15 protein-coding genes and 1 pseudogene are annotated in these 15,056 nt (G+C 43.9%); 9 read left to right on the top strand and 7 right to left on the bottom strand.

What is annotated here, in order from left to right:
- Positions 1 to 125: 125 nt before the first annotated feature.
- The gene (locus NDA03_RS27385) at positions 126 to 1,124 is read left to right on the top strand and encodes a fused MFS/spermidine synthase (protein ID WP_348239771.1); all 999 of its coding nucleotides are present in this window, start codon (positions 126 to 128) and stop codon (positions 1,122 to 1,124) included.
- Between the two features lie 36 nt (positions 1,125 to 1,160).
- Here the strand turns inward: NDA03_RS27385 and NDA03_RS27380 are convergent, their stop codons facing one another.
- From NDA03_RS27380 to acpP, 5 genes are all read right to left on the bottom strand, one after another.
- Positions 1,161 to 1,421 carry a hypothetical protein gene (locus tag NDA03_RS27380; RefSeq protein WP_190413006.1) on the bottom strand — a complete coding sequence of 87 codons (261 nt, stop codon included), beginning with the start codon at positions 1,419 to 1,421 and terminating at the stop codon, positions 1,161 to 1,163.
- A 349-nt stretch (positions 1,422 to 1,770) separates the two neighbouring features.
- Positions 1,771 to 1,902, bottom strand: coding sequence for a hypothetical protein (locus NDA03_RS27375; RefSeq protein ID WP_277877581.1), 132 nt, complete (start codon positions 1,900 to 1,902; stop codon positions 1,771 to 1,773).
- 81 nt (positions 1,903 to 1,983) lie between these two features.
- Positions 1,984 to 3,996, bottom strand: a complete 2,013-nt coding sequence (gene tkt / locus NDA03_RS27370) for a transketolase (RefSeq protein ID WP_190413004.1) — start codon at positions 3,994 to 3,996, stop codon at positions 1,984 to 1,986.
- A 287-nt stretch (positions 3,997 to 4,283) separates the two neighbouring features.
- Entirely contained in the window at positions 4,284 to 5,537 is a 1,254-nt protein-coding gene (fabF, locus tag NDA03_RS27365; protein ID WP_190413003.1) for a beta-ketoacyl-ACP synthase II, read from the bottom strand.
- A 205-nt stretch (positions 5,538 to 5,742) separates the two neighbouring features.
- Entirely contained in the window at positions 5,743 to 5,994 is a 252-nt protein-coding gene (acpP, locus tag NDA03_RS27360; protein ID WP_190413002.1) for an acyl carrier protein, read from the bottom strand.
- 380 nt (positions 5,995 to 6,374) lie between these two features.
- On the opposite strand from acpP, the gene NDA03_RS27355 reads away from it, so the two are divergent.
- The 5 genes from NDA03_RS27355 (at position 6,375) to NDA03_RS27335 (ending at position 10,949) form a co-directional block, all read left to right on the top strand.
- On the top strand, positions 6,375 to 7,280 hold the full coding sequence (locus NDA03_RS27355) for a CoB--CoM heterodisulfide reductase iron-sulfur subunit B family protein (protein WP_190413001.1): 906 nt from the start codon (positions 6,375 to 6,377) through the stop codon (positions 7,278 to 7,280).
- A gap of 220 nt (positions 7,281 to 7,500) precedes the next feature.
- Entirely contained in the window at positions 7,501 to 7,986 is a 486-nt protein-coding gene (locus NDA03_RS27350; RefSeq protein WP_190413000.1) for a hypothetical protein, read from the top strand.
- 548 nt (positions 7,987 to 8,534) lie between these two features.
- Positions 8,535 to 9,242, top strand: a complete 708-nt coding sequence (locus tag NDA03_RS27345) for a response regulator transcription factor (protein WP_190412999.1) — start codon at positions 8,535 to 8,537, stop codon at positions 9,240 to 9,242.
- A 1-nt stretch (position 9,243) separates the two neighbouring features.
- Positions 9,244 to 10,341, top strand: a complete 1,098-nt coding sequence (locus tag NDA03_RS27340) for a HAMP domain-containing sensor histidine kinase (protein WP_190412998.1) — start codon at positions 9,244 to 9,246, stop codon at positions 10,339 to 10,341.
- A gap of 407 nt (positions 10,342 to 10,748) precedes the next feature.
- Positions 10,749 to 10,949, top strand: a complete 201-nt coding sequence (locus tag NDA03_RS27335; RefSeq protein ID WP_190412997.1) for a hypothetical protein — start codon at positions 10,749 to 10,751, stop codon at positions 10,947 to 10,949.
- A 144-nt stretch (positions 10,950 to 11,093) separates the two neighbouring features.
- Here NDA03_RS27335 and NDA03_RS27330 read toward each other — a convergent pair whose 3' ends face one another.
- Positions 11,094 to 11,279, bottom strand: a complete 186-nt coding sequence (locus NDA03_RS27330) for a hypothetical protein (RefSeq protein ID WP_190412996.1) — start codon at positions 11,277 to 11,279, stop codon at positions 11,094 to 11,096.
- Between the two features lie 342 nt (positions 11,280 to 11,621).
- Here NDA03_RS27330 and NDA03_RS27325 point away from each other — a divergent pair, with 342 nt between their 5' ends.
- From NDA03_RS27325 to NDA03_RS27315, 3 genes are all read left to right on the top strand, one after another.
- Positions 11,622 to 12,830, top strand: a complete 1,209-nt coding sequence (locus tag NDA03_RS27325; RefSeq protein WP_190412995.1) for a site-specific integrase — start codon at positions 11,622 to 11,624, stop codon at positions 12,828 to 12,830.
- Between the two features lie 571 nt (positions 12,831 to 13,401).
- Entirely contained in the window at positions 13,402 to 13,581 is a 180-nt protein-coding gene (locus NDA03_RS27320) for a hypothetical protein (protein WP_190412994.1), read from the top strand.
- 117 nt (positions 13,582 to 13,698) lie between these two features.
- A complete protein-coding gene (locus NDA03_RS27315) occupies positions 13,699 to 14,853 on the top strand; it encodes a virulence-associated E family protein (protein WP_348239770.1) in 1,155 nt (384 codons plus the stop codon).
- Between the two features lie 107 nt (positions 14,854 to 14,960).
- On the opposite strand, the pseudogene NDA03_RS27310 reads toward NDA03_RS27315, so the two are convergent.
- Positions 14,961 to 15,056: pseudogene (locus NDA03_RS27310) on the bottom strand (IS5/IS1182 family transposase); the annotation flags it as partial.

Here is a 15,056-nt window from a genome sequence, read left to right as displayed (position 1 = left end):
GCAAGGGGGCATGGCGGCGGGAGTTGTCTCTTTCATTTATCACACCATAACGTGAAATGGTTGCCATGCCTGTATTATACCTTTTTAGAGTCTTGTTTTTCGTTTAAGCACCGTTAATCGGCACTTTGCTGGTTGGTTTTACTGGCAAGAATTTTACGAATAACCTGATAGGCGACCTTATCGGTTTTAGCATCCTAGCTGGCATTTTTTACGCCTTCAAGCTACATCCAATCCGGTTTGGTTTAGGCTTAGTTTTGGTTGTTTTAATTAGCCAGTTTTCGATAGGAACTCTCGGTGGTATTCTCGATACCAAACGCAGCTTTTTTGGCGTCTATCGGGTTTTAGATGATAGGCGCGGCAGCTATCATAGTCTTTTGCATGGAACGATCCTGCATGGGAAACAAAGTCTCGACCCAAAACGGCACAATGAACCTTTAACTTATTTTTATCCTACTGGTCCCATTGGGCAATTATTTAGCTCTTTGAATCAAACAAAACCTCCAAAAAATGTTGCGGTGCTAGGGTTGGGAATTGGGACGCTAGCTGCGTACTCAGAATTGGGGCAACAATGGACTTTTTATGAAATCGATCCGACTATTGAAAGGTTAGCTCGTGACACTCGTTACTTCACCTTTTTACAGAATTCAAAAGCGCCATTATCTGTAGTTTTAGGGGATGCTCGGTTGCGATTTACTGAAGTTCCAGATAATCGCTATGACCTGATTTTCATGGATGCTTTCAGCTCGGATTCAGTCCCCATCCACCTAATAACGAAGGAAGCCATTCAGCTTTACTTGAGTAAGTTAGCTAAAGAAGGGTTAATTGTCATTAACATTTCTAATCGATTCCTGAATCTTGAGCCGGTTTTGGGCGCTTTAGCTCAGGATTTAGGATTGTCTACATTGAGGCAGAGAGAAGCAGATATTTCTGAATCTGAGCGGGAAATCGGGAAATCTCCTTCTCACTGGGTGCTATTTGCTCGTAATCAAAAAGATTTGGGCAATCTCGTCAGTGACTCGCGCTGGCAACCCATCCCGGAAACAAAATCAGCGCCTCTGTGGACAGATGATTTTTCTAATATCTTCCGAGTATTACGTGCCTTTGCAGCTAGAAAAGCCGGGTGAATGACAGATGCGATGCGATCGCACGCCGTCTACAATCTACCGTAGCTGCCGTAATACTTTGATTTGTGAGGTGTTGAGTGTGGATGAGTTGGCAAAAGCATCGAGATAAGGAGGCTGATTCAAATAAATTGATTGAGGCGCTGTCTCGGTAGCCATTCTCTTGGCTTTTTCTTTAATTGATTTGAGTACCAGACGAACGACCCATGAAGAGAGTTGTGGATTTTCATCTATTTCGGTCATCAGAGCATCTAAATCGTTAACAATCGCCATCATTGGGTAGTTCAGGTCTTTTTGCATGACTTTCGCTCTTTATTTTCAATATTTGCTCGATTTACGCCTAAATCGCTCAGATTGAGCGATCAGCGTGTTCTCGTTGCGGTACTTACTTAAAATAAAAAACTTTCGCATAGCCCACAATCGTTGTTGTGTCACTCTCTTAGCCGACTTTCTACCCTGATGCTATTTCTGTGTTGTTTTTTAGCCGATGTAGTTGGCTACTCCTTGCTGTATCAACACTTGCGGCTTGGGGAAAAACGAGCGATCGCGCTTTGAAGTCCAAACAACTACTGCCTCTAGCAGTAGACAATTCTTCAACCGGCACACACAATCAAATTGAAATTTTTTTTCCTGAAGTAGAAGATGGGAATCAATCGAAGTGACAATGCCATGTTAAATCCGCCTGATTCCCCGCCATTAAGCGCAACCCTACCCTGATAGAGCCTGCGGCTCCAGCTTTCCTTGCCAAGAGCAGGTAGGGATTAGGGTGAGGTTCTGGCATTGCCCACCCCTACTTAACTCAGATGTGAATAAAAAAGGGGGGACTTTTCAGCCCACCCTACAAGAGACTATTTCCTAGCTATTAGCCCAACAGAGCCTTCGCCTTCGCGACTACGTTATCAACATTGAAGCCGAACTTCTCTAGAGCAACTGGCCCTGGAGCAGAAACGCCAAAGCGGTCAATGCTAATCATCGCGCCTTCATTTCCAAGGTAACGGCACCAGCCGAAACTAGAAGCGGCTTCTACAGCTAGGCGCTTAGTGACAGCCTTGGGTAATACAGATTCCCGGTAAGCTTCATCCTGCTCGTCGAACAACTCCCAGCTGGGCAGGGAAACGACACGGACTTTCTTCCCTTCACCGCGCAACTGGTCTGCTGCCTTGGCGCAAAGTTGCAGTTCGCTTCCGTTGCCAATCAAGATAATCTCAGGCGTGCCATCGCTATCGGAAAGGATGTAACCACCCTTAGTGGTGCCTTCAATCGAAGTGCCAGCCAAGTTGGGCTGTGCTAAACGAGACAGCGCCAGAAGGGTCGGACGATGCTGGTTAGCTGCCTCAATCGCCACTTTATAACAACCAGAGGTTTCGTTTCCATCAGCAGGACGCATTACCGTTAGCTGGGGAATAGCCCGCAGGGAGGCAATCGTTTCCACAGGTTGGTGAGTAGGGCCATCTTCACCTAACTGGATTGAGTCGTGGGTCATTACCCAGATTACGCCCGCATGAGAGAGCGCTGAGAGACGAATCGCTGCCCGCATATAGTCAGCAAAGACTAAGAAGGTTGCCCCATAGGGAATCAAACCTGTGCCGTGCAGAGCAATGCCATTACAAATCGCTCCCATACCGTGTTCGCGGACGCCAAAGCGCAGGTTGCGATTTTCGTAGTGACCTTTGAGGAAGTCCCCAGAACTCTTGATTAAGGTCATGCAGGAACCAGCCAAGTCAGCTGAACCACCCAAGAGTTCGGGTAAAATTCCAGCTAGAGAATTCAAGCATTTTCCAGAGTGATTGCGGGTAGCATCTGCTTTGTCTTCTGGGGTGTAGGTGGGGAGAACTTTGTCCCAACCTTCTGGCAGTTTGTTGCTAATTAGCCGTTCTAATTCAGCAGCTTCCTCTTCATATTTGGCTTTGTAATTTTCCCAGTTTTTATTCCACTCTTCCTCATACTTAGCACCGCGCTCGATTGCCTTGCGCCAATGGTTGAGGGCATCTTCTGGAACTTCAAAAGGCTCGTATTCCCAACCCAGATGCTCGCGAGTTGCTTTGACTTCATCCCCACCCAAGGCAGAACCATGTACGCCGTGGGTATTGGCTTTATTGGGAGAACCGTAACCAATGGTAGTGGCAACTTTAATTAAGGAAGGCTTATCAGTAACAGCTTTAGCAGCTTCAATTGCTTTATGAATTGCCTCTAGGTCGGTGTTGCCGTCTTCTACGGTTAGGACGTGCCAGCCGTAGGCTTCATAGCGCTTGCCAACATCTTCGGTGAACGATAAATCGGTGTGACCGTCGATGGTGATTTTGTTGTCATCGTACAGGGCAATCAGTTTGCCCAGCCCCAGGTGTCCGGCTAGGGAACAAGCTTCGGCAGAGACGCCTTCTTGGTTGCAACCATCACCCAAAATCACATAAGTGTAGTGGTCTACGATCGTATGATCGGGCTTGTTAAATTTAGCTGCTAGGTGAGCTTCAGCCATTGCTAAGCCTACAGCGTTAGAAATTCCTTGACCGAGGGGACCTGTAGTGACTTCTACGCCTCGAGTCATGAAGTTTTCCGGGTGACCGGGAGTTTTTGATTCCCACTGCCGGAACTGCTTGAGGTCTTCAATCGTTAAATCTTCGTAACCAGTTAAATACAGTAAGGCGTACTGTAACATGGAGCCGTGACCGGCAGAGAGGACGAAGCGATCGCGATTGAACCATTTGGGATTTTTTGGGTTATACCGCATAAAGCGGTCCCAAAGCACAAATGCCATTGGAGCCGCGCCCATCGGTAGCCCTGGATGCCCTGATTTTGCCTTCTCTACGGCGTCAATCGCCAGAAAGCGGACGGAGTTAATACAAAGTTCTTCGAGTGATTGGGTTGCAACGGCCATAATCTCTTCTACTTAACGACGGTTTAGCACGCTAATTGGCTGAGCGGGAAGTTGAATGCTCTGGATCGCCCTAAGCACCCATTAACCGATCATCCCATTAGCCGGATGGATGGGCAAGTCGTGGGCAGTATTAAGGGATCGCCATTCCATCGAAATAGGTGGTCTTGCTTACCCCATGTCGATTCGGAATGGGAGATCCCATACTTTGTGAGAAACAGGATAAATTATAAAGGGTGAAGGATTAAATTTTTTTCCCCTCACCCGACCCGCTGATATTTTTATCGCCCCTATCTGTACTTTTTAAATGCGAGTGTCACGTTGTGACCGCCAAACCCGAAAGAGTTCGACAGCGCCACCTCGACGGTTTGAGAGCGACTTTTGTTGGGGACATAATCCAGGTCACAACCCGGATCCGGGTTTTCCAGGTTGATGGTGGGAGGAATCTGGTCTTGGGCGATCGCCATCACCGTAGCAACTGCTTCAATCCCGCCAGAACCCCCTAGCAGGTGCCCCGTCATCGATTTGGTGGAGCTAACCGCCACTTTGTAGGCAACACTCTCACCTAAAGCCTTTTTGATCGCTGCTGTCTCAGTCACATCGTTGGCTGGTGTGCTGGTTCCATGAGCATTGACGTAGCTAACTCGATCGGGAGCCAATCCTGCATCTTTCAAAGCTAGCTGCATGGCTCTACTAGCTCCTTCACCACCTGGAACGGGTGCAGTCATATGGTAGGCATCACAAGTCATGCCGTAGCCAACAATTTCTGCATAAATCCGAGCGCCACGGCTCAAGGCGTGTTCCAGTTCTTCCAACACTAAAATGCCAGCGCCTTCACCCATGACAAAGCCATCGCGATCGCGATCGAAAGGACGACAAGCATGAGCCGAGTCGTCATTGCGCGTCGAAAGTGCCCGTGCTGAAGAAAATCCAGCCAACGATAAAGGTGTCACGGCGGCTTCGCTGCCACCACAAATCATCGCTTGGGCATATCCCCCTTGAATCAGGCGAAAGGCATCTCCCACCGCGTTAGAGCCAGAGGCACAGGCTGTCACTGGGCAAGAGTTTGGCCCTTTGGCACCCGTGTGGATTGCCGTTAAACCCGCTGCCATGTTGGCAATCATCATGGGAATCATAAACGGGCTACAGCGGTCGGGACCACGACTCAAGTAGATTTCTTGCTGGTCTTCCAACACTTTAAGACCGCCCACCCCGCTGCCAATGATGACGCCGACTTGTTCTGCGTTCAGCTCATTAATGACAAATTGAGAGTCTGCGATCGCCTGCTTGCTCGCAGCTACCGCAAATTGAGCAAAGCGATCCATCCGCTTTGCTTCCTTACGCTCCAGGTATGTGTGGGGGTCAAATCCCTTGACTTCACCAGCGATGCGACAATCATGCCGGGAAGGATCGAACAATGTAATCGGACCAATGCCATTTGTGCCGCTCAACAACCCTGACCAATAATCTGTCAAAGTGTTGCCTATCGGTGTAATCGCGCCGAGACCTGTTACAACAACGCGCTTCCGTTCAAAATTTGTCATTATGCCAGTAATAGATGGGTTTTGCACCCAAAACGCAAAACAGTAATAGGACCGAGGAAAGAAGACTTAGAACTAAGTATCTATTGTTATTTTCAACTTAGGACTTCCCTGTGGGCGAGTTTTGCACCGAGTTTTAATTAGTTTTAATTAACGCGCCCGAAGAAAATTCTTCTTTACCCGCCCCTACAGCATTCAGCACGATTATTTATGCCGAAGCCGCCACTTTGCCACTGATGTAGTCCACAACGGCTTGAACGGTGGCAATTTGCTCAGCTGCCTCGTCTGGAATTTCGATATCAAACTCTTCTTCCAATGCCATTACGAGTTCAACCGTATCGAGGGAATCCGCTCCCAGATCGTTAGCAAAGTTAGCTTGTGGCGTGACTTCGTCGGGTGCAACCTCCAGTTGTTCCGCCACAATCTTCTTGACTCTTGCAAAAATTTCCTCTTGGCTCATATTGATCCTCTACCCATTCCCTCAAGCTATGTTCTTAGGGTTATACGGTTCTAAGCATCTCTTCATCTTATCTGAAAGAGGGGACAACAAAAGCGATAGATAGTCGCTTCTCCAAGTGGCACTCTTCTATTGAAACTTAAACGAATGTCACCAGTTGCCCCCAGTATGGGATGGACAAGCGATGATAGGGGTAAAGGGAGTGCTGAGAACTGTTAGCGTAGAGGCGTGAAAGTGCGGACTGAGGGAAAAAAAGAAAAAAGTAATTTTTTGCTCCTCCTGATTCCTGACATTCCTCTGCTCAGTCCGAGCTAACGCCCCGCTACGCTAACAGTCCTGAAATTCTCAGTCCTTCTGAATTGCCTTTGGTCTTTCGTCAAAATATGGCATCCCCGACTCTTAAATATGCTTACTTTCCCGGCTGCGTTGCTCAAGGCGCTTGCCGGGAGCTTTACCAGTCTACAGCAGCCCTCACCCAAGCCCTGGGCATCGAACTGATTGAGCTAAAAAAAGCTGCTTGTTGTGGTTCTGGTACCTACAAAGAAGATTCTCAACTGCTAGAAGATACGGTAAACGCTCGCAATATTGCTCTAGCAGAAGAACTGAATCTGCCGTTGTTAACCCATTGCAGTACCTGCCAGGGCGTAATTGGTCATGTGGATGAGCGTTTGAAGGACTCCCAACAATCAAACCCGGCTTATATAGAACAGGTGAATGGCTTACTGAAGAAAGAAGGCTGTTCTCCTTATCAAGGCAATACAGAAGTCAAACATCTGCTTTGGGCATTAGTCGCCGATTATGGACTAGAGGAGTTGCAAAATCGAGTTAGCCGCAAACTAGCTGGCTTGAAGTGTGCGGCATTTTATGGCTGCTATTTGCTCCGCGCCCAAACTCATATCCCCTATGACGACCCTCTCCAACCCGAATCGATGGAAAATGTGTTTCGGGCAGTAGGGGCGACGCCAGTTTACTACCGAGGACGCACCCAGTGTTGTGGATGGCCTCTTTCCAGCTATGCCACCACGCAATCTTTCAAGATGGCTGGGTCGCACATTCAAGAAGCCCTCGATGCAGGTGCTGATTGTATGGTGACGCCTTGTCCCCTGTGCCATCTAAATCTCGACTCTCGTCAACCGGAGGTTGAAAAAACGATCGGGCATAAGTTAGGTTTGCCAGTGCTGCATTTACCCCAGTTAATTTCTCTGGCGCTGGGGATTAGCCCGAAGCAGCTCGGTTTGGATAGACACATTGTCTCAACTCATCCGGTGTTGGAAAAATTGGGCTTTTAGAGGGTAGGGTGGGCTACTTTAGTCCTAGCATCGGTGTCGTCTAAGTTTAGAAAATTCACCACTTTGATTGTTTCCTAGAAACTGTCTCGGCGGCTTGGCAGCGCGAGGCAGTTTCTACAAAATCTGACAAATTTGATGTGACATGACAAAGGCTTTCAGGTTAAAAGAATGTTAGGCGTCGGCATAAGTTTATAATTCCGATTAGGGATTGAAATAAGCGATGGATTTTGAACCAGAAGTTACTGCAACCTCAATGCCCGAAGCAACTGAATTTGCTGAACCACCAGAGCGAAGCGCCTTCGGAGCTGCGACGCTAACACCTTTGGAGTTTCTGCGAGACACCGAAGGGTTGCTGCGACGCAAAACCTTAGCAACTCTGTCGCCGGTGTTGCCGCCGCCAGTGGCAATCAGTTTGCAAGATGCTTCCGAGGTGGCTGATGAATCTCTCAACCAACTGGCAGAGATTGACTTGGATGAAATCAGCGATGAGGAATTGAAACCAGCTCGTATTCTAATTGGTTTGACTTTTTCGGGATTTGGGGCGCTTTTTCTGGTTTTGTTGCTGCTTTATCTGTATCTCTTGCATCCAGAACTTAGCCCTGTTGAGCAGGTGCGGGAATATTGGTATCAGTATATTTGGTTTGTCTGTTTGGGCGTTGCCGGAATGATGATGCTAGGTCGAGAGGCAATGCGTCCAAAAGATTAAAAATTAAATTCCTTAATTCTTAATTATCAGGGTTCTGAAAGTAACCATTGTGGCTAAACCAAATATTCAAAAAGTAACCGCTATAGCTAAAGCAAATATTAAACTTATCCAAGTAGCTTAGCTCAATATTACAAGCTTCTCAACTCCCGGAAGCCTTGTCTTTGATTGCCCAACGCTGGGGCTATGTTAACGTTCGGTAGCGCGTTTTCACCATTTGCACTACAGCGGCTTGAACTCTAGCGAGTTACAAAATGATAGGCTAAAATCCTTGCTGAGTCTGAGTTTGGTGTATTCGCACGAGAAAGAAGCGCGATCGATTGGAGCCTATCAAAGCCCCGAATTACCATTAGAACTATCGAAGTATTGAGAATCTCAGAAGGAACTGGTTTAACATTACTTAGCTTAGGATTGAGTAAGTTAAGGTTTCATAGTTTATCATCACTGAATCCAATCCTTGCAGAATTATTTGCTGGTTCTGCACCAGATGGATGAATTTAAAATGACATAGAAAGAATTTTTTTATTATCTTTATATGTTTCTTGAGCAATATGGATATTTTGATTGTTGAGGATGAACCGGAAATTGCTAAACTCATCCAAATAACTTTAGAAAAAGAGGGGTTTTCCTGTCATCTGAGTCGCGATGGTCTGAGAGCTTTACAAGTTTTTCAGGAGCAACAACCAGATTTAATCATTCTCGACTTGATGTTACCGGGTTTGGATGGCCTGGAAGTGTGTGCCAGAATACGGCAGAAACCAGGAGCGAAAGATCCCTATATTTTGATGCTAACGGCTAGAGGGGAAGAAATTGACCGGGTAATTGGTCTGTCTACGGGTGCTGATGATTACCTTGTCAAGCCGTTCAGCCCTAGAGAACTGGTTGCCAGAGTTCGGGCGTTACTTCGGCGTAGCCTGCGTCAGGGCGGACAACATCAGGTTTATCGCACTCAGCATTTCACGGTTGATGTAGAGCAGCACTCTGCCTCTCGTCAACTGAGTCCCCATCCTTGGGAAGCACTTGATTTGACTACCTTAGAATTTAATCTCTTAACAACGTTTATCAGTCATCCCAGTCGCGTCTGGAACCGAACGCAACTCATTGAGAAGCTTTGGGGGAACGATTTTTTTGGCGATGAACGGGTGGTGGATACTCATGTGGCTCGGTTGCGGAAAAAAATTGAACCAGACCCAGCGAATCCTACCTTTATTAAGACAGTAGTTGGTGTGGGCTATAAGTTTGAAGATTCACCTCTATAAAATGCCCCGGAATAAAATGGGACTGCGATCGCGCTTGTTTCTTTCCCATCTTCTAGTAATGATGGTAGGAGTGGGTAGTCTACTCGTTATCAGCAAACTGTCTTCTCCCCGCTTCTTTATCGTCCAGCTCGAACAAATCGAAGTCAGTGGCATACAGGTACGCTATGCTCGCAGGCAGCTGGTGAGAGGATTTGAAACAGCTTGGAGTCGCAGCACTTTCTTGTCATTTATTGCGGGTGCTACGGCGGCTGGTGGTTTGAGTTACTGGGTATCTCGTCGAATTACCCAGCCTTTGACCCAGATGGAACAAATTACCCGCAAGTTTGCTGCTGGGCATCTAGATGAGCGACTACCAAAAAGTGAAATTCCCGAACTCAACCGCCTGGGTTCTAGTTTTAACCGCATGGCGTCGAGTCTTGAAGGCGTGGAACAGCGGCGGCGAGAACTTATTAGTGACTTGACGCATGAACTCCGAACGCCCCTAACTGTGATTCGCGGGTACTTGGAAGAGATGGCTGACAGCAGGATTGAGCCATCGCCAGAAGTTTACCAGCAGTTGGTGAGGGAAACAACTCGGCTAGAGCGGTTAGTCAATGATTTGCAGGAACTCTCTAAAGCAGAGGCAGGGTATTTACCAATTAATCTCCACCCAGTTAATCTACGACCTTTATTAGAGTCCCTGTTGGAAAAATTTTCTGACCAGGTGCTGGAAGATGGCCCGGTGCTGCGCTTAGATTGTCCGCCCCAGATGCCCCCGGTCTTAGCTGATATTGACCGTGTGGAGCAGGTTCTGGTCAATTTGTTGGGAAATGCGCTGCTATATACCAGTGCTGGTTCGATTACGGTCAAAGCTTGGACTGAACCAAAACGCCTCTGGGTTGCTGTAGTTGATACGGGTCAAGGAATTGCACCAGAAGATATGCCGCATATCTTTGAGCGATTTTGGCGGGCTGAACAGTCTCGAAGCCAAAATTCTAGAGGAACCGGCATCGGTTTAGCGATTTCCTCCCGGTTGCTCGAATTGCAAGGCGGTCAGATTGAAGTAGAAAGTGAACTGGGAAAGGGTAGTACGTTTCGTTTTTTCTTGCCTTTAGCTTGACGGTCATACTTGAGCTAATGGCTGTATGGGGCTTTTGTAGAAGCGCCTCAATTTTTATAGATTTCCGGACTAACGCACTGTTGCTTGTTGCGCTTTCTACTGCCTACGGTTGGAGGGAACGTGTGTAATCTCGGAATTGCTTGCGTAAATGGCAAAGCAAGCGTTGATAAGTAATAGAGCGACCTAGCAAAGCAAAAATTAACTTTAGCAACAACCTTGATGGTTCGTTACTAGATCCTTGAATTATGAATTTTCGACATAACTTGCTCCTGTTGTTGGCATAACAGGCTTTGCCTCTGAGAAGGGGAGAAAATGCCTTAGTGCTAAGTTTTGTTAAGCAATAAAAATTCTCGATCTCTGGTATGGGAATGCTCAATAGAGAGAGATAAAGGACTCCGGATAAACTTATGATCTGTATAGAAGTGATTTACCTGTTGATAGCTGCTACTTTGTTTACCCTCTGGCTAGAATTGTTTAAGCGCGATCGCAGTTGGAATACGGAAGAAAGATTTTCCTCTTTTATCACTTTGACGGTCGCAACAGTTTTCTGGCCTGTGGTTCTTCCCATCGCTTACATAGAAGTCTTAAAAACTAAACAGAAATTATAATATTGCGCTGTCGTAACAAGTGCGAGTGAAATTTGCCTAAATCCACTTTCGCGGGTTTCAAAAGTTCGCGTAAATTAATCGGGCTTGCCAAAACCAAGTGGTTTTGGCAAGCCCGATTGCGTGGATATTAGAGTTAAGCCAACTCTAACCAAGAGGCGCTGCTTTCACGCGCTCTTGGAGAGCCACTAATCCCGGATTTCCAGATTGTACTACTGGCAGAGGGATTTTATTTTGTCTGTTAAGCGCGATCGCACGCTCTCCGGCAATATCACTACGCAATCCGGTACGTACTGCATAGACCTCTCGAATAAACCAGAAAGAGCAGGACAAAGCCAATCCAGCAGAAAAGCGGGTTGCCGTGAATCTAAATTCCTTAATTTATCGCTATATAGCTATTTATTATTAATCAGGATTTATGTAGACTCTACATAATCCCGATAAGAATGTAGCAGTGACAATCAGCTAAAATTTGTGCTGAATCTATGTTTTAGAAAATGCCAGGACGGAGATTTGAACTCCGGATACGAGGATTTTCAGTCCTCTGCAAAAAGAGCTATCTCTTCTACTGTATAAGACTTATAGCTTTTAGTAGATTTTTAGTAGAGGCTTTTAGTAGATTTTTAGTAGACTTGTTGCTACAGTTAACCTAAAAGGTTAGCTAGGAGTACACAGGTGAAAGAGATAATCCCGATCAACAACAATAACTCAATAGCTATACAGTTCCAGCTAGAAGGCAGAACATATAAATTTTCTCCTGTTAAAGGCGGTAAGTACAATAACCCAATAGATTTAGGACGTGCAAAAGCTGTTGCTACTCAAATTAGCTTAGATATTGCACAAGGCATTTTTGATCCGACCCTAGAAAAATATAAACCTAAAAAAACTAATACTGTATTACTAGCTCTACCTAAGAGCAGAACTGCTGAAGATGCAGAACGAGACTTAAATGAAGCAAAACAGGAACTAGCGCTTAAAACTATCTCAGTTACTGTCTGGGACAAATATGTTGATTTTAAACGCCCTAGTCTTTCACCATCGACAATAGCTAAGGATTTTACGAAGGTAAGAAATTATCTTCTTAAAGCTACAGAGGCTAAATTATTGAGTGCGACTGACTTACGTAGCTGGTTATTGAAACAAACTACACCAGGAGCTACTAAAAAAATCCTAGTGCAAATTTCGGCTTGTTGTAATTGGGCAGTTAAAGAAAGATTGATGAGTTTTAATCCCTTCGTCGGAATGGCGACGGAGATAAAACTACCAAAATCGGCTAAATCTAAGAAGATAGAAGCATTTACGAGAGAGGAAGAAAATGCAATTATAGAAGCGTTTAAAACTAATCGTTTTTGCTCAAAATACGACAGAATAAAGCATTCCTACTATTCTCCTTATGTAGAATTTTTATTTGCTACAGGTTGCAGACCTTCAGAGGCTATAGCATTGCAATGGAAACATATATCACAGGATTTCAAAACTATTACGTTTGAACAATCTGTAGTAGATAGCGAAACAGGCAGAACATTAAAATCAGGTTTAAAAACGCAAGCTGAAAGAATAGTTCCTACAAGTAACAGAGTTCAGAATCTACTCCAATCAATCAAAACTGAAGATTGTAAGCCTGATTCTCTAGTATTTCCTAGTCCAGATGGAACCTGGATAGATCCGCATAATTTCTGTAATCGTCAATGGAAGCCTATTCTAAAAGGATTAGATATGCCATATCGAAAACCCTATTGTACGAGACATACTCTAATTACTAACGCTCTAGAAGCCGGATACGATGCTAAAGATATAGCAACACTAGCAGGTAATTCAGCAGAAATGATTTACCGCAACTATGCTTCTACTAATAAAGAACTACGCTTACCAGATATTATTTAATTGCAACAGTCGCTCCAAGTCAAAAGCAGCAACTAAATTTAACTTGACTTTGAGACATACTCAAGTTACTAACAGGATAGTACAACACGCTACTATCCTTTTCTATTACCCAAATTAGGCAATATTTTAGTGTTTTTGGCATACAAAAATAGCTGGACGATGTTTACAGTATTTGAAATAAAACCTTCTTAAAAACGTTCAAATTTTAACTTATACCAAGCATTTTTTAGCTATCAATTTAATAAAAACTCTAATAATTACTTGCAGTTAGAATATTTTTTTAGGTATACTTAAAGATAGGTAAAGTTTTATAGCTTACCTTCCTGAACCTTGACAACTGAATCTCAAAGCGTATCCTCCAGGGACTCCTGTAACCGATTGTTACCCGGAAGGTTTCAATCCCTAGATAACGGAAAGTACGTATTGCCCTGACAAGGCTGTCGGACAGGAGAGGTAAAGGAAAGAAAGAGATTCTGCATAAGAAACTACACTGCTGAGAAATCTCAGTTGTCTATTCCCATGTTTACATTATGTATGTCCGCTTATTCTGATTATTCTGAGTTTAATTAAAATGCCGAAAATCGTCACTAACCCATTAAATAAAATAGTAGCCACTAAACTTTCTAAAGAAGACTATCAAAGCCTAGCAACGATTGCTAAAAAACTTTGTATTAGCCTATCTGAATTACTAAGGAAAATAGCTTTAGAACACATTAAAGAAGACTCCCTTGATGATCTAAAGCTCTTTTAGACAAAGTTTGAAATAAAAAAACCGTTGAATATATCTTCAACGGAATTATTAAATAATGTTTTAGTTTTATGTGTTTTATGTGTTTCATGCGTTTTAACCATTTCCATGATATCAACTATGAATCACTACAAGTATCAACAGACAAAACAAATTATAGAAACTCATTACTCTTCTAGATTAAAATATCATAGCGTTACTAAAGATATTTATCTAGATAATAAAATTTTTAAGATTGCTGAATTTAGAGCAGAAGTAGAGGAAAACCACAGCATTCTTTTAGACGCCGATAAATATATATATGAAAGAGCTTATTTATGTGCAAAGAATAATCCTTTTAATCCTCTAGAAGATTATTTAGAGGATTGTATTAAAAAACATCCAGATGTAGATTATCAAGAAGTTTTTGATGAATTAAGTGAAAAAGGGTTACATATAGCTCCACATAACTTAGAAGCAAAGTATCTATCTAAAACTTTAGTAGGTGCAGTTGCTAGAGTTTTTGATCCTGGATGCAAATTTGATACTGTACTAATACTCAAAGGTGGTCAAGGATTTAATAAAACTACTTTCTTTCAAGAACTAGCTGGTAATGACTCTTTTACTTCAAGGCACTTGCCAAAATCTAATAAAGATGAATTGATGATCTGCAATAGCAAATGGTTCATCGAATTAGGAGAATGTGAAAGTACCATTAAACCTTCCGTAATGAGTGAATTAAAAGCTTTTATTACTATACAAGAAGATTCATTCAGAAAACCTTACGCTGACAAACCTATTACAGTAAAACGTTCATTCATTCTGGTAGGCACTACTAATCAAGATCAGTTTTTAGTAGATCCAACAGGGAATAGAAGATTCTGGGTTATTGATATTAACCAAAAGATCAATATTGATTGGATTAAAAAAAATAGAGATTTAATATGGGCAGCAGCAGTTAAAGCATATCGAGCTGAGTATCCTGTCCATCTAACTGAAACTCAACAGCACTTGAGTAATGCTATAAACATGAATCATCAACAATCTGATATGTGGGAAGATTTAGTGAATAATTGGGTATCAAAGCAAGAAGATCCATTTACTTTAAGTGATGTTTTAGTTAAAGCTATAGGTAAAGAACCTAAGAGTTGGAAACGTTCAGATGCGACTCGTGTTGTATCTATCTTGGAATCTATGGGATTAAAAAAACCTGATAAAGCTACGAGAGTCAATGGTAAAGATAAACCCGGTAAATATTGGGATCCTAGCCAACTTAGCTCTTGTGTAACTAGCTAATTGTTCAGTTACAACTCAGTTACAAGCTGGAACTCTTATCATTAAAGGGTTTCAGCTATTTTGTAACTATGTAACCATGTAACTAAAAAATAGACCTCCTGCATGAATCAGGAGGCATGTGCCAGTTCGTAGTTCAGCAAGCCAGCAATTAGGTTTAAGCGCAAACCAAATCTCTGCCTGCGATTGCGATAACGTCCTGAAAA

The organism is Trichocoleus sp. Lan (assembly GCF_039961855.1).
In the GTDB taxonomy this organism is placed as follows: Bacteria; Cyanobacteriota; Cyanobacteriia; order Cyanobacteriales; family FACHB-T130; genus FACHB-T130.
Note: the sequence above shows the minus strand (reverse complement) of the source record. Positions and strands in the feature narration are given on the sequence as shown.